Annotated in this window: 21 protein-coding genes and 2 pseudogenes; 17 read left to right on the forward strand and 6 right to left on the reverse strand. The window is 61.6% G+C overall.

The features are described 5' to 3' along the window. On the forward strand, positions 1 to 1,046 hold a 1,046-nt coding region (locus E3O25_RS10890), incomplete at its 5' end, for an IS1380 family transposase (RefSeq protein WP_134361140.1). A 743-nt stretch (positions 1,047 to 1,789) separates the two neighbouring features. After that, positions 1,790 to 2,032, forward strand: coding sequence for a hypothetical protein (locus E3O25_RS10895; protein ID WP_134361141.1), 243 nt, complete (start codon positions 1,790 to 1,792; stop codon positions 2,030 to 2,032). A gap of 390 nt (positions 2,033 to 2,422) precedes the next feature. Here E3O25_RS10895 and E3O25_RS10900 read toward each other — a convergent pair whose 3' ends face one another. Further along, positions 2,423 to 3,961 carry a serine/threonine-protein kinase gene (locus E3O25_RS10900; RefSeq protein ID WP_166787801.1) on the reverse strand — a complete coding sequence of 513 codons (1,539 nt, stop codon included), beginning with the start codon at positions 3,959 to 3,961 and terminating at the stop codon, positions 2,423 to 2,425. A 606-nt stretch (positions 3,962 to 4,567) separates the two neighbouring features. Here E3O25_RS10900 and E3O25_RS17920 point away from each other — a divergent pair. From E3O25_RS17920 to E3O25_RS10950, 10 genes and pseudogenes are all read left to right on the forward strand, one after another. Further along, on the forward strand, positions 4,568 to 4,729 hold the full coding sequence (locus E3O25_RS17920) for a hypothetical protein (RefSeq protein WP_338419463.1): 162 nt from the start codon (positions 4,568 to 4,570) through the stop codon (positions 4,727 to 4,729). Positions 4,730 to 4,807: 78 nt separating this feature from the next. Further along, entirely contained in the window at positions 4,808 to 5,074 is a 267-nt protein-coding gene (locus E3O25_RS10910; protein WP_092109109.1) for a hypothetical protein, read from the forward strand. 8 nt (positions 5,075 to 5,082) lie between these two features. Then, a complete protein-coding gene (locus tag E3O25_RS10915; protein ID WP_134361142.1) occupies positions 5,083 to 6,330 on the forward strand; it encodes a hypothetical protein in 1,248 nt (415 codons plus the stop codon). A gap of 76 nt (positions 6,331 to 6,406) precedes the next feature. After that, entirely contained in the window at positions 6,407 to 7,114 is a 708-nt protein-coding gene (locus tag E3O25_RS10920; RefSeq protein ID WP_134361143.1) for a hypothetical protein, read from the forward strand. Positions 7,115 to 7,231: 117 nt separating this feature from the next. Next, positions 7,232 to 7,843 carry a hypothetical protein gene (locus E3O25_RS10925; RefSeq protein ID WP_092109100.1) on the forward strand — a complete coding sequence of 204 codons (612 nt, stop codon included), beginning with the start codon at positions 7,232 to 7,234 and terminating at the stop codon, positions 7,841 to 7,843. 719 nt (positions 7,844 to 8,562) lie between these two features. Next, complete coding sequence (locus tag E3O25_RS10930; RefSeq protein ID WP_134361144.1) at positions 8,563 to 8,862, forward strand: hypothetical protein; 300 nt, start codon at positions 8,563 to 8,565, stop codon at positions 8,860 to 8,862. 102 nt (positions 8,863 to 8,964) lie between these two features. Further along, on the forward strand, positions 8,965 to 10,314 hold the full coding sequence (locus E3O25_RS10935) for a HupE/UreJ family protein (protein ID WP_092109094.1): 1,350 nt from the start codon (positions 8,965 to 8,967) through the stop codon (positions 10,312 to 10,314). Continuing rightward, on the forward strand, positions 10,295 to 11,029 hold the full coding sequence (locus E3O25_RS10940) for a GntR family transcriptional regulator (RefSeq protein WP_092109091.1): 735 nt from the start codon (positions 10,295 to 10,297) through the stop codon (positions 11,027 to 11,029). The genes E3O25_RS10935 and E3O25_RS10940 overlap by 20 nt, the downstream gene beginning before the upstream one ends. Before the next feature lie 145 nt (positions 11,030 to 11,174). Continuing rightward, complete coding sequence (locus E3O25_RS10945) at positions 11,175 to 14,588, forward strand: metallophosphoesterase (RefSeq protein WP_134361145.1); 3,414 nt, start codon at positions 11,175 to 11,177, stop codon at positions 14,586 to 14,588. 218 nt (positions 14,589 to 14,806) lie between these two features. After that, positions 14,807 to 14,947, forward strand: a pseudogene (locus E3O25_RS10950) (3-oxoadipyl-CoA thiolase); the annotation flags it as partial. Positions 14,948 to 14,978: 31 nt separating this feature from the next. On the opposite strand, the gene E3O25_RS17270 reads toward E3O25_RS10950, so the two are convergent. After that, positions 14,979 to 15,170, reverse strand: a complete 192-nt coding sequence (locus E3O25_RS17270; protein WP_134361146.1) for a hypothetical protein — start codon at positions 15,168 to 15,170, stop codon at positions 14,979 to 14,981. A 12-nt stretch (positions 15,171 to 15,182) separates the two neighbouring features. Between E3O25_RS17270 and E3O25_RS17275 the strand changes: the two genes are divergently transcribed. Together E3O25_RS17275 and E3O25_RS16990 are read left to right on the forward strand one after the other, a co-directional pair. Then, complete coding sequence (locus E3O25_RS17275; protein ID WP_206750217.1) at positions 15,183 to 15,353, forward strand: hypothetical protein; 171 nt, start codon at positions 15,183 to 15,185, stop codon at positions 15,351 to 15,353. Positions 15,354 to 15,492: 139 nt separating this feature from the next. After that, positions 15,493 to 15,657, forward strand: a complete 165-nt coding sequence (locus tag E3O25_RS16990) for a hypothetical protein (protein WP_166787800.1) — start codon at positions 15,493 to 15,495, stop codon at positions 15,655 to 15,657. 280 nt (positions 15,658 to 15,937) lie between these two features. On the opposite strand, the gene E3O25_RS16995 is transcribed toward E3O25_RS16990, so the two are convergent. Together E3O25_RS16995 and E3O25_RS10960 are read right to left on the reverse strand one after the other, a co-directional pair. Beyond that, positions 15,938 to 16,090, reverse strand: a complete 153-nt coding sequence (locus E3O25_RS16995; protein ID WP_166806016.1) for a hypothetical protein — start codon at positions 16,088 to 16,090, stop codon at positions 15,938 to 15,940. 184 nt (positions 16,091 to 16,274) lie between these two features. Beyond that, positions 16,275 to 16,682, reverse strand: coding sequence for a RidA family protein (locus E3O25_RS10960; protein ID WP_092109085.1), 408 nt, complete (start codon positions 16,680 to 16,682; stop codon positions 16,275 to 16,277). A gap of 78 nt (positions 16,683 to 16,760) precedes the next feature. Here E3O25_RS10960 and E3O25_RS10965 point away from each other — a divergent pair, with 78 nt between their 5' ends. Further along, positions 16,761 to 17,135 (forward strand): helix-turn-helix domain-containing protein, encoded by a 375-nt coding sequence (locus E3O25_RS10965; protein ID WP_092109082.1) that lies wholly within the window; start codon positions 16,761 to 16,763, stop codon positions 17,133 to 17,135. A gap of 160 nt (positions 17,136 to 17,295) precedes the next feature. Here the strand turns inward: E3O25_RS10965 and E3O25_RS10970 are convergent. Both E3O25_RS10970 and E3O25_RS10975 read right to left on the reverse strand, forming a co-directional pair. Beyond that, a pseudogene (locus E3O25_RS10970) lies at positions 17,296 to 17,538 on the reverse strand (transposase); the annotation flags it as partial. Between the two features lie 486 nt (positions 17,539 to 18,024). Beyond that, the gene (locus E3O25_RS10975) at positions 18,025 to 18,684 is read right to left on the reverse strand and encodes a TetR/AcrR family transcriptional regulator (RefSeq protein WP_092109076.1); all 660 of its coding nucleotides are present in this window, start codon (positions 18,682 to 18,684) and stop codon (positions 18,025 to 18,027) included. Positions 18,685 to 18,811: 127 nt separating this feature from the next. Here E3O25_RS10975 and E3O25_RS10980 point away from each other — a divergent pair, with 127 nt between their 5' ends. Both E3O25_RS10980 and E3O25_RS10985 read left to right on the forward strand, forming a co-directional pair. After that, a complete protein-coding gene (locus E3O25_RS10980; protein ID WP_092109073.1) occupies positions 18,812 to 19,237 on the forward strand; it encodes a hypothetical protein in 426 nt (141 codons plus the stop codon). Between the two features lie 86 nt (positions 19,238 to 19,323). Next, complete coding sequence (locus tag E3O25_RS10985; RefSeq protein ID WP_134361147.1) at positions 19,324 to 20,514, forward strand: DUF4365 domain-containing protein; 1,191 nt, start codon at positions 19,324 to 19,326, stop codon at positions 20,512 to 20,514. Positions 20,515 to 20,840: the final 326 nt, after the last annotated feature.

Raw genomic sequence — 20,840 nt, forward strand, 5'->3', positions numbered from 1 at the left:
GGCGGTGGCTGGTCAACCTGGCCACCCACACGCCAATCGTCGCCGGGATCGATGACTATGCCCTAGTCGATATCGACGACACCATCAAGGAAGTCCACGACTACCAGAAGCAAGGATCCGGCTACGGCTACTCCGGAGTGCGCGGCCTGAACGCCTTGATCGGCATCGTCTCAACACCGAAGGCCGCACCGATCATCATCGGATCCCGGCTACGGAAAGGATCGACGGGCTCTCCCCGCGGCGCGGGCAAATTTGTCGGCGACGTGCTCGCCACAGTGAAACGCCTGCGCAGTACAGCGGCGACCGGCGTTATGCTGCTGCGCGCTGATAGCGCGTTCTATGGCCACGCTGTCGTCGCCGCCGCGCACCGTGCTGGGGTGAAAGTGTCCATTACCGCGCGGATGGACCCCGCCGTCAAGCGCGCGATCGCCACGATCACCGCCGACCAGTGGACCACGATTAACTACACCGACGCGATCCGAGACGAGGAAACTGGCGCCTGGATTTCGTCTGCCGAGGTCGCCGAAGTGACCTTCACCGCGTTCAGTTCACGCAAGAAATCCGAACGCATCAAGGGCCGACCGGTCGTACGGCGGATCCCGGAACTGAACCAGAAAGCGAGCGAAGGACAACCGACCCTCTTCGACACGCACCGCTTTCACGCGTTCTTCACGACCAGCGCGCTGGACACCGTCACGGCCGATCAGACCCATCGCCAGCATGCCATCATCGAGCAAATCAATGCCGACCTCAAGGACAGCGCGTTGGCCCATCTGCCCTCCGGTGTCTTCACGGCCAACGCGGCCTGGCTCGTGCTGGCCACGATCGCGTTCAACCTCTCCCGCGCCGTTGGTTCACTCGCCAGCGCCGATCTTGGCAAAGCGCGCAGCGGCACCATCCGCCGCAAACTCATCAACATTCCCGCCCGAATCTCCACCTCAGCCCGGAAAATTCGTCTGCATCTGCCGGCCAGCTGGCCATGGGAAACCGGCTGGACAGCCGCATTCGCAGCGGCCTGCGGCCCGCCGCAGACCGTCCCCACCTGACCACCAGCCACACGGCACCGAAGATCACGGAACACCATCGGCAGCAAGGCCGACAACTTCGCCGCGCCCACCACCACAACACCGCTCAGAATTCAGCGACCACGCTCACTCAAGGCGGACCGGTGGATCGAGGCTAAGCGACCTGTCCAGTCGCGCTGCCTGCGTGCTGCAGCGGCGACAGGTGATGAGGTCGCTGGGAAAAGGAAGCGCGGACGCTTGGGAGAACATCGGTGCCAGCCAGCGTAGATAAGAGGGCAGGCTGGCGACGCTGTTGACCACGGCGGCGACTATGAGCCAGGCTACGCTTCCGTCCCCGGCTGAGGTGAGTGCGGCGAGTTCATCGGATATGAACGCAAGCTTGTGGCGACCCTGCAGAAGAAATCTTTCCGTTTAAGCCAAGGCTCCGAACCGCAGGGTTACGAGATGCTGTGTTCGGCAGGTCTGCAACGCCAAAAATTCGATTGAGTGTGAGCCCGAATAGATCAAGAACTGGGCCAAAAGCGGCTCGGATTACTCGCCAGGCAACACCGGAACCGCCGGTAACACCGTCTGCGTGAAGTCGGTTCGGACTTTGCGCAGCGCTGTCCCCAATAACGGTGATTGGTAGGTGCTGCATGTGCTGGCAACGGCATGCGGCCATGGCATGCGGTCAGGGGTGGGGGCTATGTTAGGTGGAGATGCAAGCGGCATCGGAGTTGGTTGAGGTACCGCCGGTCCGGGCTGCTCATCACGAAGGAGATTCAATGTCGAATCAGGGTCATGAACCGTGCGCAACGGGAGATCTCGAGGTCCGAAGCCTGTCCGATCATGAATGGCGGGTGGGCGATCGCCGCTGCAACGAAAGGTCACCCGAGAAGGTGCTCGGTTACATCGAGAAACGTGGTTCTGCTTTTGAAGTCATGAATATAGAGGCGCCGCGACGGCACGTCATGTTCGATCATTTCGAGTCGGCGGTCGCCTCGTTTGCGTCAGTGTCCCCGACTTAGATCTTGTTTACGGCGTTGGCGTCCACTTGCCGATTCACTCAGCTCCGGACGCGAAACCCTGACGTGTTCATGCTGCGGGGTCCCGATGAAGCCGGAGCGGCTCGGTCCAAGCTATCCCTGGCGCCAAGCAGCATAGATATCAAAAAATGAGGCTGCCTTAACTTAGATGAGACAGGACATGAGGGGAGCCCTATTCGGCAGATTCTGCAATAGCTATTCTACCTGCTGACATAACCGTCCTAATCGGGCGGCGCATGCGGAACAACCTTGGCACGGGACTTGAGCGAACACAGAACAGGTGTCACCCTCAAGGAGGACGCCCACCTGCCCTTGCGCCTTGTCCCGTAGGAATTAGGAGGCCGTGAGAGGTCGGTGTGGTGGCAGTGCCCTCTATGTGGCCTGCTGGGACTTGAGGAATTCCATCCCAGCGGGCGTAAACATCGTGAGCCACGCACCGAGGCGACGATTGTAGTTCTCGAAATCCTTACCCGACAGTGCCCACTCGGCCGCGCTGTCACCGGCGGCCCGGAACCCAGATAGCGTGGGTTCGTCCAAAGTTTTGACATTCGTGGACTTGAGGATGGTATCGATGAGATCGGCCACCATCCATCGGTTGTAGGAACTACCCAAGAGGCAGAGGCTCGTGATGACGATCTGTCGAATACTCGGGCTCTGCGCCACGCTGTCCGCCCAGTAGATTACGCGGGCGGGCGCATCTACCCCGGCGAACCCAAGATCGCCGTCGTCGAGCACCACTTTGCAGAATGCTCTGATGATGTACTCGAACGCACCGGGATCCACCGCCCACATGGTCTTGAGTGCTTCCCAAGTGAACGCGGAGCCAACGTTCAGAATATGCTCTGCGTTCCGCGAAGCGGACGGGTCGAGGAGACGCATCCAATCCATGATCTCTTTTGCTTCGGGCCGCGAGATGGCTCCTGCGCGCAGGCCTCTGATATAGCGTTCAGCGACATCCATAGGAGTCTCAGGGCCCGCAGGCGGTTTGCCCAGCTCAATCTCGACAGCTGCGAGGAAGTCTCCGACGTTCTGGTGTCGATCGTCGGGATCATGCTGGGTAGCCCGTTGAATAATTCCATGAAGCGCATTGTTGGCGAGAACCGGAGATGTAGGCCAGTTGCCTGTAGTCATGTACTGCGTCAGTTTTCCCAATGAGTAGATATCGGTCACGTGCGTCACGTCTTTGAAGGATGTCGCCTGCTCGGGAGAAATGAAGCCCCCGGTGCCCATCCCAAAAACGGACGTTGTCTGGAAGCCCGTGGCCCACTCCTCTGCCACAGAAAGCCCGAAATCAGAGACCATCCACGTTCCATCTACGAGGAGGACGTTGCCCGGGGTCAGGTCCCTGTGGATTGTGTCGCGGGTGTGCAAATGTTGAATCCCCGCTGCCACCTGTCGAAGCACTTCGAGGACCTCAGCGGTATCCAGTCCAATTCCATCAGGCACAAGGTCCTTGAGGCTCCCACCATCAGCAATTGGCATGGCATACCAATCGCCGTCGGCATCGTCCTGACCTGAATCGAGGATTGGCAGCACGTTGGGGTGGCTTAGACCAGAAATAATTTTGATCTCACGACGGAACCGACGTGCAGCGTCAGCATTCGACAGCGCTTGTGGGAGAAGTTTCTTCACAGCGACTCGCTTAGGGTCTCCAAACCTGGCGAAAGTATCTGTGGCAAAGAAGACAGCGCCGAACCCTCCCTCACCAACAGGGTTCAGGTCCAACAAATACCGGCGACCCATCAAAGGTGTCGTTTCTACGGCCGCTGCGGGGGTGTGATTCAAGCGCGGTGCGGGTTCGGAGGGTCGGATCTGTTGAAGTGAGGTCATTGTCCAACCGTCGCGGGCAAGGATGACCATCGTTGCTTGCAATTCTGGCGACCCCACCTCTGGAAGCACCTGCTCGTACACCCGAGCTACACGCTCGAGGTGAGCGGGATCTGTCCAGTCAACTGACATCTCGTATTCAGCCCACCGAGTCCGGCGTTCGCCTTGCTCGACGGTAACAGGACCAGCACGGGTGAAACCCTCGTCACTCCAAAAGGCGTCTATTTCTCTCAGGACGAAACTGACTCCCAACTCACGGAAGTGTCTGCGTACTCTGGGACTGAACTCCTGTGGCATTGATTTCCAAACTCTGTAGTCGGCATGCCAAATCTAGAGCGACTCGCCAGCAGCACCTATTCGACCCTTCCTCAATCAGGTGCGCGCCGAACGATGCAGCCTGGCGCTGAAGATAATCCACTTAGGGTGCTTGGCTCTCAGGAAGCGACTGGAAAGTCATTTGAGGCCGTTCGGCGAACCGCGCCTGGTCGCCGTCACCCAACGCCAGGGTTAGTGCCGGCGGTTCATGCCGACCGCCATCGTGATCGATGCGATCACTACGCGGCGCGGGCTGAAGTGGGGCGTGCCGGCTATGCTGCTCGCGGTTCCGTATGCGTTTGCTGCTCTATATTGCCGAGCGCAGATCGATGCAGGCGGGCCTGGTTGGCTGAACCTGCTCGTGATTCTGCGTCTATGGAATACCTTGAGGTTCTTCTGATCGGGCCGATCAGCCTGCTGAAGTTGATGGCGGTACGCGTTCGTGAAGCCGTGGCACGCCGTCGCATGACCTGGACGCAGCTCGCCGACGACGTCGAGCACTTCGACGATCCCATACCTGTTTCGAGGCACGGCTAACGGCGCGTCTAGGCCGGTGTACCTCTTGATAGCGGCATGATTGGCTCACACATAGGTCCGCCGACAGGAGGCTTCACTATGACGATCCCGCAGGAGCAGTTCGACGACCTACTCAGTCGCACCGCGCTGGCCTCGCTGTTCTACTATCCGGAGGTCGCCGTCGACGATGACGGCCCCAACCTGCGGAACGACATCGCGTATTGCCTAGAGCCCGTGGCCGGGATCGCGGACGAGGACGCCAAACGGCTCCGTGTCGCGATCGGGCGAGTGATCACAAATCCGACCGCACATCGCTCGGACCTGCTTGCCCTGGTCATCGAGCTGGCCCCGCCGCCTGCCGAGTAGCAGCGATCATGAACGACCCATCTGAGGAAGGCGGCGCGGCTCGGAAGGCGCTGACGGAGCATCCGTCTGGTGATGATGAGGCGGAGAAGCGGCGTCAGTATGTGGCGGCGAACCGTGACCGGATCCGTGAGTTGAATCGTCTCTGGCGGTCGGAACATCTCGACCGGGCCCGTGAGCTCAATCGTGATTCGATGCGTCGGGCCGCGGCTCGCCGGCACCGCGAGGCGGAGCTGCGGGCACGGGGGAGGGAGCGGGCGAAGCGGTGGCGGGAGGAGCATCCGGAGCGCAGGCGTGAGTATCAGCAGCGGTGGGTGACGGAGAATCGCGAGAAGGTGCGCGAGTATTACAACCGCTACTACGCGGCCCATCGCGACGAGGTGAACGCCCGGGCCGTGGCCAGGCGGGATGCGGACCCGGAGCGCACGAAGCAGATCACGCTGCAGTGGGCCGAGCGAAACAAGGAGCGCCGAGCCGAGCTGCAGCGCAATCGTCGCAGCGATCCGGAGGTCTACCAGTCCGAGCTGGAGGCCAACGCGGCTGCGCGGCGTCTGAAGCGCAGCCTGAGTCGGGCCGGCCTGCCACCGAAACATATCCACGTGGCGACCGCGGCAGAGCGCCGTGCCAACGAGCGTGAGGCCGACGCCTACTTCAATGACCCGTCGCGGCCCGAGCATCTGCGGCAGTTCACCGTGTTCGCCGAATCGCTCACCGAACACATGCTCAAGAACAGCGCCCGGATGCGCGAGTTCGCCGAGGCCTATGAGGAGACCAGGGCGCGCATGGGCCTCTCGCCGGTGCCAGATGAGACCATCGTCTACGCCAGAGCCGTCGAGATCGTCGCAGAGCGGATGCGCCGGGTCGACCTCCTGACCGGCCGCGACGTGGCCGCGGCCGTGCGAAGCACGAAGGCCGAAGTCCGGTGCGAGGAACGGCAGCGTCAGTTCGACGGACTTGTGAAGGCGCTCGTCGCACACGCCCACCGCCACTTCTGCCGATTCATCGAAGTCGCAGCCATGGAGAATTTGGCCCGAACCCAGCGTGCGAAACCACGTGTTGCAGTCGAGTCGCTGATCGTGCACCTTGCGATGCCGGAAGTGATTCATCATTTGCCCATGAACCGACTCGCGAGTGCGGATGTGCAAAATGCAATTCACGCGGCAGCGCTCAGAGTGGATGTGCGGGCCGACAGCGACGCGCTGATCCACGGTCGTGCATATGGTCGCAGTTCGAGGGCTCTGGGCGTGGACAGGCCCTGAATTTTAGAACTATCGAGTGGTGCTTCACGTGGAAAGTAGTAGGGTCACTTCCAAATAGAAGGCTCACATCCACCGAGTGGGAGAGTTTCAGATGGGCTTCAGGGATTCGATTTCGATGCGGCAACTCGTGGCGTGGTACGCATCGCATTCAAAGTCGCTTACGTATTCATTCGTGGATGCAAAGCCGTCGCCGCTTCTGATACTCAGTACGGGCGCCTATTACCAGATATTCATATATGTAAAAGATCACCAGTTCGTTCTGGCTATGGATGACAAAGACCCGGGCAGTATTCCTGCTCAACAAATCCTCGGCGGAGTTGGAACGCCTCCTGAAACCCTGATGGATCACGCAATTGACACCCTCCATTGGTTCGTGAAACGGCAGCGCTCAGCGGGAGCCTCCGCTCGAGCTGATTGGTATGAGGGCGTGCTCAAACATTTAGTCGTAACGCTTGGGCGTGGGAACACGAAATTTGGAACTCAACTTGAGCTCGATGGATTTGAACGCGCCATAAACGAGTCCCTGAGCGAGCCCGAACTCTTTGTGGCGCGACTTGGTGAGACAGCTCAAGCTTTTCTCCAGAGGGGGGATATGGACAACGCAGTGCGGGCTCGCTACTGGGCCGGTCGCGCCGCTGAACTAGCAACGAGCCGGGGCGACACACGCTTCCTCGACTACGTCGTTGCTAATTACGAACTCGCATTAGACGTTCTTGAAGAAGGTGCCCACAGCGAATTTGAGTCAGACATCCGACAAAGACTTATACGGCTTCGGTCGCGATAGGCACGCATCCATCAGCCTACGAGTTCGATACATCGATGTTGCCATTTCGATTGGAAACTCGGGATTGCCCTGTGAGAACACATCCAACTTGAGCGGCGGCACAGCATAGGAGTAAGCATGATGTGGCAGGAAGAAATCTTCGGCGGCGACCGTGTCGAGGTCCACATTCGGGACAGCGATGAGGCAGCGACATTCACCGTGCGGGAAGCCCACTTTCCATGGGGGCGAACGTCAGGAAAATACCTAGTCGCGCCCTCCGGCCAGATCTATTCAGAAAACAACACGAATGCTGATGTCGTGGAATCTGCTTTGATCCCATGGGAACCCGGCGTGACTATTCGAGCTAGCATCGATTTCGAGTCTGTCATCCTTCCTGACGATTCGGAACTTCTGGAAGACAAGACCTTCCTCGACTGCCTACTCGGGTACCACACGCTCGGACCAGTCGGGCGTAGACCTAATCGATGGGGCACCACAATTGAGACGAGTACCGGTTCGAGAGTCCCCTGGGACTTCGATGTGCGCGAGATCGTTCAATGGAGGTTTCTCACTTTGACGGATCGGGTTGCAAAAAGACTCGCCAAGGAAGCAGCGTTCCGGGCATCTGAAGGGAACCTAATGCTGCCGCGCTACATAGAAGACACCATCCCGAACCGGGTCTCCTTTGCATTGATATCAATGTTCGGGGGACGACGCGACGGCGCGGAGTTTGACCCGTATTTTCAGTAGGACCGAGGGCGGCGCTCATGTCTGAGTCCGGCCGAAGGGTGTGGTTAGTTTGACGGCAGTGTTGCAGGCCCGAAACTTTCCTGCCCATCTGCTTCGGTGTTTTATTTGCCTCGCGCGTTGCTCCGGAGCCCGCGGTTCGAGGTAGTCGGTCGATTCGTGCGTCTAGCCCGATTTGTCCACTCGGCGAAAACTCGGCGCGACCGCGTCCCAAACGGGTCTAGGTAGGTCGAACGATCACCTTGAGCGAGTTAACCTGATATTCCTGACTCGGCCTTTTTTGAAGGATGACCGCCCGAAAGTGGGCAGCGGCGTGGGGTCATAACCCACAGGTTCCGGGTTCCATTCCCGGGTATCGGAGGGGACGCGTTCGACATCGCTGGCGAGGCCGACGCCAGCTTGCACCCGGCTACGTATTGGTATTGCCGTGACCAGAAACGCACCATGAACCCCTAAATGTGGCCAGATTCAGGCCGTATCCCGCCGTACAGCGCGTACACTAAACCCTATGAGAACCGCGGAATTACGCGGAAGTCTGCCCCATCTGCAGGTGCGCACCACTACCCCGACTCCTATCATTTGTTCTTGGTTCGAGTCCAGGTACCCCAGCCAGATGAACGTTACTCAAACTAAGGCCAAATGAACTGGCTTTAGAATTGATAGAATTTTGAACTCCCCGCTCTCGAGCGGGGAGTTCTTGTTTTCCCGGACGTATCTTGTGCGTGCGCCAGCTCGTGTTGGTCCTGGAGCTCTCGGATAGCGCTATTGGTGTTGTTCCGTTCGCTTTCTACGCGGACGTTGTCTTCCTCGGCTTCCAGCAGCTCAGCGAGTTCGTCGGACACCCCGGCGTCCGCATCCTCGGCGTCATGCCGGATGACTCTGCGATCGACACAATATTCGCGGGCGCTGTGGCGACGGCATCTGCCGACCCTGCCCGCGCCGCCGAGGTCCTGACGTTCCTCTCGTCGGCTGCCGCCGCGCCCACCAAAAGCGCCCACGCCTTCGGCGTTCCCTCGCTCTGAGAGATCCACTGCACGTTCGCTTCATCTCCTCGTCATCGTCCGTGTGCTGTGGGTTCATTCGTGCTTCGTATTCTGCCGAGCATGCGAGAAACAGGAACCACAATGCTTCGCCGTGTTCTTGTCGTCGTTCTCGTCGCGCTGGCAGTGCTGATTCCGGCGGCACCGGCCATGGCTCATAACTATGCGGCGACCGTGTTTGTGGAGGTGACCGAACCCGAGCCCGGACTTGTGCGCACGGTGCTGGACCTGGAGTACGTGCTGCTGGCCGTCGATGGCGCTGAAGCTATGGGTGATGCGGCCTTCGAGCGCGATGCGTACGCAGATGTGCAGTCATCCGGTCAAGACCCGGGCAAGCTCACCCCCCGCATTCTCGAGCAGTACAGCGACACCGTCAGCGGTTATGTGCTTTCGCGGTGGTCGGTTGCACCCGAGGTCGGCCATGGCGAGCCGCCGACTGACGCATGCACGAACACCCTCGCTGCGCCGTACGAGATCGTCCTGATCGAGAACGTGCCGCACGCGCGCATCGTGGTGGACTCCGACTGTCGAGCTCTCGTGGGTGTGCAGTCCCCGGTCTACCGCATCTCCACCGAGCTGTTCCCCGGAACCGAGCCAGGGGGAAAGACCACGACGGTCGTCAGCTACGACCTGCGCTCTGGATCGGGCGTCGCGAATCTCGACACCGACACGAACTCGACGATGACGACGAACCAGGACTGGGGCTCTCGCATGTGGGAGTTCTTCGTGCTCGGCGGCGAGCACCTTCTGTTCGGACTTGACCACTTTCTGTTCCTGTTGGCGCTCATCGTCGGTTCGCGCCGACTGCGTGACATCCTGCTCGCCGCGACGGCGTTCACGGTCGCGCACTCAGTCACCTTCATCTTTGCCGCACTCGGCATCGTCAGCGTGCCTGCATTCATCGTCGAGCCGATAATCGCCCTGTCGATCGCGGTGGTCGCGATCTGGTATCTGTGGGGAGTTTGGCGCCGCGGGCGCACGGATGCTTGGCCTGCAGCGCGAGGGGTGCCCGCAGCGGCGATGCCCCGCTCCACGCCGGGTGACGTTCCTCGCACGGGGGCTGGCGCGGTGCTCGAGCGAGCGGCGGTCGTGGAGACCGACGAGCCGGCACGCAGACGGGCGCTGGGGATGACCAGCGCGGACTGGCTGCGAGTGGCGGTGGTGTTCGCGTTCGGCCTCATCCACGGCGTCGGATTTGCTGGTGCACTCGGGATCGATGAGCCGCTTTCGTGGGGGTTGCTGGGAGCTCTGCTGGTGTTCAACGTCGGCATCGAGGTCGTGCAGATCGCCATCATCGTCGTTCTCTTCCCACTGTTGGTGCTGCTGCGCAAGCGCATTCCCGCGGTCGGACTCTGGGTGGGGATCGCAGTGTGCACCGTGGTGGCGGTCGTGGGACTGTACTGGTTCGTCGAACGTGTCCTCGCCGGCGGATAACGTGCTCGCGAGGTCGTCGGCGCGTGATATCGGCGATGACCTCCGCCGGCGCATCCTCGATGGAGAGTTCGTCACCGGTGCACGACTGCCGAGCGAGCATGCGCTTGCCGACGAGTACAAGACATCGCGTGCGACTATCCGCACGGCGCTGGCCGCCGTGGCGCGACGCGGATTGATCGAATCGCACCGTAACGCCGGCTGGTTCGTGAGTCTGGTCGACCAGGTGCAGGGGTTTGACCGGTTGCGTTCGTTCTCGCAATGGGCCGAGAGCCGTGGCATCCGCCCCGGTGGACGGATTATCGAATGCGAGCGGGTGCATGCCACGGTGCGCGAAGCACGGCTATTGCGTGTGGCGCTCGGTGCGCAGCTGCTGCGCTTCACACGGTTGCGCCTGCTCGACGGGCGCGTGGTGATGATCGAGCGCTCGACTTGGGCGCCCTGGGTGATGCCCGTCATTGCGGCCATGCCGCATGATGTTGCCTCTACGACGCGCGTGCTCGAAGCCGCTGGAATTCAGGCCGTGCGTGGGACGCATCGGATTTCGGCCGTGCCCGCTTCGAGCCACGATGCGAGGATGCTCGGCGTGCGGCGGTCGAGTCCGCTGCTCGCCATCGAGCGCTCGACGTTCGCCCGAGATGGTCGCGTGGTGGAGTTCGGGGAGGACCGGTATCTGCCAGGCGAGTTCGCGTTCGAAATGACAGTCGACCAACGATGACGCGCCCATTGTGCACAGTGGGCTGGAGGATACGGGTGATTCCGCGTTCCAGGGGAGCAAGCGTCAGCAGCTGTTCATGTGATGGCAACTTCGCGGTGGTGGCCTGAGGCCGACCCCTAATCCATCGATTTTTTTGGAGATCATCGTGTCACGACACTTCCGTTCATCCAGGGCGGGTACCTGGGCCGGCCGCGTGCTGGCGATCACTGCGGCATCCGCCCTGATCGGATCCCTGACCGCGCTGCCCGCGCAGGCTGCTGCGGATCCCCAGGTGCCCACCCCGACACCCACAACTGAAGCCGCCGCGCCTGACGCGCCGGCGCCCGACACTACGGCGCCGACGCTGGCCGATGTTGAGATCCCCAACTCCACGAAGCTGAACGAAGAGCTCGTGCTTCCGGCGGCGGCAGTGACAGACGACTCGGGTGAGGACATCTCGCTCGTCGTGACCGCGACCGGCCCCGACGGCGTCGACGTGCGCCTGTATGAGAACACGGACGGCGGCTTTCCTCTGACGCCCGAGGTGGCAGGAACATACGTCGTGACGTACGCCGCGATGGATTCGGCCGACAACCTGGCGCAGGAGACGTACGAGTTCACGGTCGACTCGCCAGCGCCGCTTGCGCCCCAGGCGACCGATACCGTGATCGAACTACCCAGCGACACCCCGGGCTCGATCTCGTTCGCCTCCATCGGTGACATCCACAACAGCTGGTCAGAGCTGGACATGGCCTTCGACTTCTGGCATGAACAGAACGTCGACGCATCGCTCTTCGTCGGCGACCTCACCAACAACGCGACCGCAGCGGAGTATCAAGGATTGCGCGACACGCTCGACCGCAGCCAGGGCGACCTGCCCGTCATCGCTTCCCTCGGCAACCACGATGTCGGCTCGAACCTCTCCGGCTACAACCTGTTCCAGTCCACTCTCGGACAGGCGCCGAACGCCGACTACGTGATGAACGGATACCACTTCATCTCGGTCAGCCCTGGTTCCGGTCAACTAAACGAGGACACGATGTTCCCCTCAAGCGGGAGCGGCAATGATTACGCCTACGCGGCTGACTGGCTGGAGACACGCCTGGCCGCTGCCGTCGCTGCGGATCCTGAGCAGCCGGTCTTCGTCCTCGTGCACGCGCCACTGCGCTGCACGCACTATGTGTCGAACGAATGGTACGGCTCAGGACTCGCAACCGGATGTGGTGATGACTTCGACTCCCTGTTCGAGGTCTACCCGCAGGCAGTGGTGTGGGGTGGCCACATCCACACGCCGAACCACATCTCAACGTCGATCTGGCAGGGTGCAGAGGGTGCGGGCGGATTCACGACCGTGAACGCACCGCCGCTCGCGTACTACGAGTTCGAGCGAGGCGTCGTCAACACCGACCCGTACAGCAAGGTCACCAACGACAGCACGCCCGATGACGGCGGAGACAACCGCGAGACAGCGATCGTCGAGGTTGAAGGATCAGTGGTCACGATCAAGACCTACGACCTGCGTGCGAACGCGTGGGAGGACCAGGTCTGGACGTGGGACGTCGCAGAAAGCATCGATGATGCCCTGCCGTTTGAGGAGCGCTTCCCGCTCGGGGATGCTCGCGCTGACAAGACCGAGGCACCAATGTGGCCCGAGGGCTCGGCGGTCGAGGTCTCCGAGATTGAGCCGACCGAGGCGATGGTGACGTTCAACCAGGCAGCCGTCGCGCCGAACGAGGTGGGCGATATTGTGCACAAGTACCGCTACCAGGTGATCGACACCGCGACCGAGCAGGTCGTGAACACGTTCACCCAGTGGTCAGGCTTCTACTTCATGCCGATGCCGGAGACACTCAATCACATTGTGTGGAACACGGCGCCGGGGCGCGAGTACGAGGCGCGCATTTCGCCGATCAATACCTGGGGCAAGGAGGGCGACTACATCTCGACGACCTTCAGCACGAAGGGTTACGACGTCGGGATCACTCTGGCGGGTGCGGGCACCGCTTCCGCGGATCTCGCAGACGCGATGCCCGGCGACACCGTGACTCTCACGGCGACGCCCGCGGAAGGCGAGATCTTCCTGGGCTGGGATGTCATCGAGGGAGACGTCGAGATCGTCGAAGGCGCCTTCACGATGCCAAGCGGCCACGTCTCGATCGAGGCGGTCTTTACCGGCTCCTCGGGTTCCGTCGACGCGCACGCCGTCACAACGACGGTGCGCGGCAACGGGGTCGTCTCCGCTGACCCGGCTGCCGCCATCGGCGGTACGACGGTGACACTCAGTGGCGAGCCGGCCGACGGCAACGAATTGTGGGCCTGGGAGCTCGGAGTCGACGGTCTGGATGTGCCGGTCGGGACGATCCAGGTGGATGGCAGCAGCACCTTCGTGATGCCGGAGCGCGACGTCACGGTGACCGGCGTGTTCGGTCTGCCGGACCACTACGGGATCGTCTACGACGGCAACGGTGCGACAGGCGGCGAGACTGCGTCGGGCGAGCTGCCGGTAGACGGCTCGGGGACGCTGGCCTTGAACGGCTTCGAGCGGGATTACCACCGCTTCATCGGTTGGGGCACTGAACCTGATGGCACTGGCGAGCGCTTCGGTGCTGGTGTCGACGTGCGTGCGCTTGCTGAGGCGCGTTCGACCGTGACGCTGTACGCGCAGTGGCAGAACCTCGCCAGCGAGATCGCTGTCGAATCATTCGACTCGCTTGCCGGGACGTTGAAGCCTGGCGTTCAGCACAACCCAGATGTCGTGGGGTGGACCCACGAGGGGCCGGACGGCTGGTCGGTGACCAATGCAGATGCCATGGGCGCAGACGGCATGAAGGATCTTCGCGGCTGGACCTTCGCGACTCCGGACTTCTGGCTGGCTGATATTCAGGGCCGCGACAGTTTCACCAAGGGAACCGGCGTGATCGCGGTCGCCGACGGTGACGAGTGGAACGACGCGGCAGGCGCGGGAGTGATGGACACCACGCTGAACGCGCCGGCGTTGACGCTGCCCGAGGGTGCCACCGAAGTGCGCGTCCGATGGGACAACAGCTACCGCCACGAGGCCGGTCAGTCAGCTGAAGCCTTTCTCGAGTTTGACAACGGAGATCACGTCACCCTCGCGGCCTGGGGTGACGGTTCACCCGAGATGGATGACATCAACAGTCACCGTGATGGGGTCGTGACGGTGCCTGTGGGTGCGAAGTCGGCGACGGTGAAGTTCCACTACACGGCGGGGAACAATTGGTGGTGGGCGATCGACAACGTGCAGATCGACGCGATCCTCGGCAACGCGCCAGCGGAGTTCGCCTCGACCGGCATTGCGGTGACAGGATCCGCGAAGGTCGGCGAGACGCTCACTGCAGACATCAGCGGCTGGGCACCCCAGCCCGAGCAGGTGTCGTACCAGTGGCTGCGTGAAGGAAAGGTGATCCGCGGCGCCGACGAAGCGACGTACGATCTCACCAACCGTGATCAGAACAAGCGGGTTCAGGTCGTGGTCACCGGTGTGTTAGAGGGCTTCGTGCCAGTCACTGTCACCTCGGAGAAGACCGACAAGGTGACGAAGCCAGACCGTCGCCACTGATTGCGGCAGGTCTAGGGGGCAGGGGTTCAACAGAACCTCTGCCCCTTCGCCCATCCCGCCGGGCCGACCCCGACTCTGCCCCGCAACATCGCCGAGACTGCGTCTCCGTTCCGAGACTGCGTCGGAATCGCGCTGTTTCGGAACGGGGATGCTGCTTCGCGGTCGAGTCCATGCGCGGTAGCGTCGCTCGGGGAGCAGACTGAACCGAGAGGATCGACATGAGCGGCACCTACATCTACGACGCGGTGCGGACGCCGTTCGGGCGTGCAAGCGGGGCACTCGCCGGCATCCGTCCGGATGATCTGGCCGGGACAGTGCTGCGTGCGAGCGTCGAGCGCATGGGGCTTGACGCGGTGCGCGGAAGATGTCAACCTTTATGAGTCAGTTCTTTTAGCCGGTCATTGATTTCGTTCCTTCCTCCTCGGGTTCGTTGATCCAGGCCGTCGTCGGGAACGTGGGTGGCTGCGGGTGCTGCCGAACGAAGCGTTCAGGGTGCTCGGTATAAGCCGTCGTGAGAACGCGGGCAAGGGCGTGCTGAATGGCGGGTGCGCGGCCGTGGTGAACGTTGAACGGGGTGTGCATTCCGATACCCAAATGACGGCGTTTCTCTGGGGGGACTGGCGGCAAGACGAGCGTTCACCCGAGAAGGTACTCGGGTACATCCACCACTACGGTTCGACTTTCGAAGTCCTCAATATTGAGGTGCCGGACCAGAACCTCACGTTCGACCGTTTGGAATCAGCGGTCGCGTCCTTCGCCGCTTAGCAGAACTCAAGCAATTAGAGCACACGCCACTCAAATTTAGGCGCCGCGATCGGGATGAGGTGACCGAAAACTTTTCCGGTGCGTCCCCGAGATGTATGGTGAACCAGTAGAAGCGCAGTGGAGGAGGGAGAGTAGAACGATGAACATCCTATTTGTAGTTGTGGCCATTATTGCGATTGTGCTCTTGATCACCGGTGGTTTTGTGCAGTCCCTTAACTTTCTGCTATGGGTCGGCGTGGTGTTGTTGGTTCTCGCCGTGATCGCATTCCTGGTTCGAATGGTTTCAGGACGTCGAAACGTGTAACGACCAACGAGACAGATCTGGGCTATTGTACGCAACAGCCGATCGTGCCGAAGCTGTGTCACTGGGGAACCCTAACCGCACACGCCCACACCGCCAAGGGGCTGCGGCGCTCCTGCTCGGCGAACCGTCACGTTGCCCCACGTGAGCTTTGCGCTCAGGGCCGACGAATGGCGGGCCACCTGGGCGGCTCCAGTGTCGAAAGCCTGCGAAGCGCACGTCTCTACAGTATTAGGCGTCGGGTTCGTTGTCGAGCAGTTTGAGCAGTTCTCGAGGGAATGCACTACTTGCTCATACCCGTGTTCGTAGAAGAGTGGTGCAGGCTGGTGCCGTCGAGTTCGTGGAGCATGTCACCTGTTTCGAGGATGAACGCCTCGACTTCAGCGGGCGGCTTCCCGGACCAATCTGCGCCGCCGTGCATAGTCATCGTGTTCAAGTTCAGCTTTCTTCGCCGGTGGGATTCGCGCCCAGCTCCAACAGAATGTCCGTCGCCAGGATGGATACGGCCAGCGCTACAGTAGCAGTATCGCCGATACCTTCCTCTGCACGGCCGGCCATCGTAGATCCGAGCGATCCTGGATCGTGCGCGAAGAGCACGCCCGGGTGCCTGAGCCGCCAGCTCAGTCGAGTACGGCATACGCCTCGAGTTCGACGAGCACGTCGGCTTCGAACAAGATCTCGACTCCGATGAGCGACGCCGGTGGCATCGGCTGAGGCAGGCCGAGTTCCCGGGCCACGAGTTCGACGCCTGCCATAAAGTCGCCCATCTTCTCTGGCGACCACTGGGTGACGAAGAAGCGCAGGCGCACGACGTCGGCGAACGTCGCACCCGCGCCAGCGAGCCCGCGAGCGGTATTGCGCAGCGCCTGAGCGACCTGCCCGGCCAGGTCGTCGGCCATGTGGTCGGTGTCGGGATCGCGGCCGACCTGCCCAGCGATGTGCACGTGGCGGCTGCCCGTCGCGACGGAGACGTGGGCGTAGGGCACGGGCTGGATCATGCCCTCGGGGGATAGCAGCTGCACGGTCATAGGTTTTCCTCAGTTCGAGCGAGTAGGTACCCTATGTCTACCTAGTGCACGAAGGGAACTTCAAGGAGACTAGGTGTCATGAACGAAACCTCCCACCCCGACGCTGCCCTGCTGCAGGTCGATGCACCGCACCGCGAACTGCTCGACCAGATTCTCGACAAGTGGTCACTGCAGGTACTCGATGTGCTGTGCGGCCGCCCCATGCGTTTCAACGAGCTGCGCCGCGAGATCCCGGTCGTCGGGCAGAAGTCACTCACCGCTACGCTGCGTCGGCTCGAGCGCAACGGCATGGTCGAGCGCGTCGTGATCACCACGCGCCCCCTCGCCATCGAGTACCGAATCGCCCCGATTGGCGACACGCTCAACGAGCTCATCGACGCGCTACTGCGCTGGACGACGGCGAACATGCCCGAGGTGGAGCGGGCGCGGGCACGGTTCGACGACGAGGAGTAATCGTCACACCGAATCAGTCTCAATGCTGAATCACCGGCAGCAAACGGCTGAAGGGCTGTCTTGAAAAGCTAAGGTTTACGAGACACGAGACCTGCCCAAATCGAGCGGTGGGCAAAGTGGCTCTTCGCGGTTGAGCGTGGAGGGGTGCTGATTTGAGTGTTCACACGGCTCTTTTGGCTGCGCTGCTCAGGAGGATACGGGCGCGGTAGTTGTCGGCGTTCCGGAAGCCGCGCCCGGTGCGTTTGATGTTCTTGATTGAGGTGTTCGCGGCCTCGGTTCTGGTGTTCGTGACGCCGGTGACGATGAGCACCTCGATCTCGGTCCACCAGGCGTAGATCGTGTTCCACAGGCGGTCGGTCTCGGGCGTGTTCGCGACCATGACGTAGTGCCCGAGGAGCATCTTCGCCTCGTGCGCGTCGGCGAGCGTGGCGGTCTTGCGACGGGCTGGTCATGGTCGCCAATCAGAGCACGCGCTGCCACCGGCCCAGGCCGTAGGGGACGTGCTCACATCTGTGGCCCGCGGGGCTGGGGACCGGGGGTGGGTGCGTCGGGGCGCCGGCCGGGTGCGGGTTGTTCGCTCAGTCGGTGCACCCGCTCGGTGAGCGTCTCGGTCTGGTCGGGCCCGGTGAGGTGGCGGGCGCGACGCAGGACGTCGTCAACCCGGTCTCGAACTCCCCGGGCATCGGCCGGAGCGCTATCGCCTCGATCGCGAAGTCGTCGCCGACACTGTGGGCCCCTTTCTCGATCCGTGGTCGTCGTCGCGGCCGTCGTAGCGCACGAGCAGCTAGTTGAGCTCGGCCGATGAGTTGACGGTCCGCATCGGGACCAGGTGACGACCGTGAACCGATGATTCGTTGGCAATACTCGCCGAGTGGCGCGAGGGTCTGTTCTAAGGTCTTGAGCCGCAGAGTTTCGCCAGGCCGTTGACGATCCGCCGCGGGACGTCGTCGGGCCAGCGGAACTCCGGGGTGGCGGGGCGGACGGAGGCGTAACCGTGCATGCCGGCCCAGAGGGCGGCCGCGTCGGCGTAGGTGTCGGTGCTGGTCGAGGATCCCTCGGTCACGCACCGGTCGAGCGCCGAGACGAAAATCCCGAAAACATCTTGCCCAAGGGTCTGTACCTCGTCACCGACGGACGGCGATGACTTCGCCCGAGACGCATCCCACACACCGCCGAAGAGGATGCGGTAGCGGCGGGGCCGCTCCAGTGCAAATGACAAGTACGCGTCGCACAGCGCCGACAGGCTGTCGACCGCCGACACTTCAACCGTTGAGCCCTCGGCCGCGAGGGTCGCTCGGCTGAGGTGGGTGCCGAGTTCGGCGAAAGCGTTCTTCACGACCTCGAGCAGGATCGCGTCGCGGTCAGGGAAGTGCGCGTAGATCGACTGGGCGGCAATGCCAACCCGACGGGCGACAGCGCGAAGGCTGATGCTGTCTTCATTGACGCCCTCATCCAGCATGTCGGCGGCGACCTGCACGATCTCGGTGCGTAGGCGGCTTCCCTCGCCGCGACGGTTGCGAGTTCGCTGTTCGACGCTCTGTGACGGCATGCACAGAAGTTACCATACGACTTGACAGGTCGTGGGGTGACGCCTGTAAGGTTACAGACGACAGCCTAATTGGGGTCGGTGAAACGACACGACTCCTCGGGAACATCGACTCGAAAGAAGCGTCCTCATGACCAGTAGCACCACCACGTCACCCCCCATCTCGCGACGCGCCGACCTCGTCGGACGGAGCCTGATGGGCTTCAACGTGCTCCTCACCCTCGTGGCGTTTGTCAACGGCATCGCGCTGACCGTCAGTGCCGCCGCTGATGACGTCGTCGTGCAGGCTTGGCAGATGTTCGGGTTCGCGATCTTCGCGGGCATGTGGACCTTGGTGGCCCTCTGGCCGCGGCGCATCCCGGGCATCTGGGAGTTCCTCATCGCTCACAAGCTAGCCATCACAATCTTCTGCCTCGTCAACATCTCACAGCCCGACGCAGTCCTGACCGGGGCTATCGACGGCTTCATCATGATCACCACGGTCATCGCCTACCTCCTGTGCCGAGGCTGGCGCTCGTGGAACGGCTTCGTCCCCAGGCGTGCCCTGGCCGCCTGATCCTCGACTCGCTTTCGTGTGAATCAAACCCGCGTACCACCAGCAATCGAGCGACACCGCGCTTTCCCCTCGAAAGGACGACGAACATGATCTTCCACATCAACCGCCTGACCTTCAAAGCAGGCGTGAGCGAGGACGACAAGCATCGCGGCATCGCACTGCTTCGCCGACAAGGTGAATCCATTCCCGGGGTGAAGTCATTCGTGGTCGGCCCCGAACTCGGCGGGGACTTCGAGGGCGGCGCCGTCTTCGTGATCGACGACCTCGACGGCTATTCGGTACAAACGCCCGACTTCTGGCCCCCAAGAAAGCTAGGGGATACTGAGGGCATGACTCAACTGCCTTCAGTCGGAAACCAGACATTCACTGAGCGTGAGGGCATCATCCACATAGCCAGGGAAGTGAATCGTGCTAGGTGCGTCTGGCGAGAAACAGTCAGCGTCGACGTTGGTATCGATGGGCAGATCGAATACGTAAATGATGATGGCCAGGCGACCGGTCGAATGGTGTTCGTCCAGGTGAAGTCTGGTGTTTCCTACTTCAAAGGTGCTACAACAGATTCGGTTCCCTTCTATCCGTCCGCCAAGCATAAAAGCTACTGGGAACGTGCGCCCCTCCCGGTAATCCTCGTGTTGCACGACGAAATGGCTGCCGAGACCTTCTGGGTAGACGCCAGAGATGCGCTCCGGCGGGGCGAAGAAATCATTCAGGTGCCGAAGGTCAACGTGTTCAATGCCGGGAGCGTGCGTAGCGTGCTGAGCACTAACGAACCTCTGCCTGTCCAACCCATGCCGATGTCATCGCTTGCCCAAACAACCATGGGCCGCACAAGCCCTTCTGCAGGTCTGCCAGTCGACTTCCTTGACCTCTTCTTGCATGGACTCATGAACCTTGGTCGAAGCGTGTACTTCGGCATGGACCTCGTCGTTGATGTTGCGAGGGCCAAGCTTGATTACGCTGACTCTGAGTTTGGACTTGGGCTGGGCGCACCGGAGTACGACTTCATCCGCGACTACGTGTTGTTCTTGGCGGAGCAGGATTTGGCTCGCGTGGACTTTGATGAGTTCAATCGTGAATGGGACAGAGGGCTTGTCGGACGGTTCATGGCACCACTCACGATTCGTGGGCGGTCTTTCACCGTTTTTCTGAATGCGGTGGATGACTCCGATCAGGTCCGAGCTGTGCAGGACAAAGCTTTCAGCGGGATCGAGGCGTTTGAATCCTTGCGACGTGTCCCGGTAGTCGAGAAGTTGAAGGCCAGACTGGCCAGTTCATGACTTTCACGAGCGAACTGTCTCCCGATTGTGAGGGAATCATCACAAATGCGGCGGTCTGGTGACGCTCCTGAAGGTCGACTGGTTAAAGCAACCTGGACCGAGCCGGCCCGGCGTACTGTCTCGTGCACGGTATGCCAAGAGATTTTGGTCATCACAAACGTCGACTAGCACTGCGCAACTCGGAGGAGGACACAATAACCGGTCCAGCGAATAGCACTGTCGCTGAAGCCTTTCCTGTCGGGGAATACCTGCGCGACGAGATCGAGGCGCGCGACTGGAGCGTCAGCGAGTTCGAGCATCAGGAGCGCTGTCCCTCCGCCACGACA

Origin of the sequence: Cryobacterium sp. TMT1-3, assembly GCF_004402315.1 — a bacterium.
GTDB lineage: Bacteria > Actinomycetota > Actinomycetes > Actinomycetales > Microbacteriaceae > Cryobacterium > Cryobacterium luteum.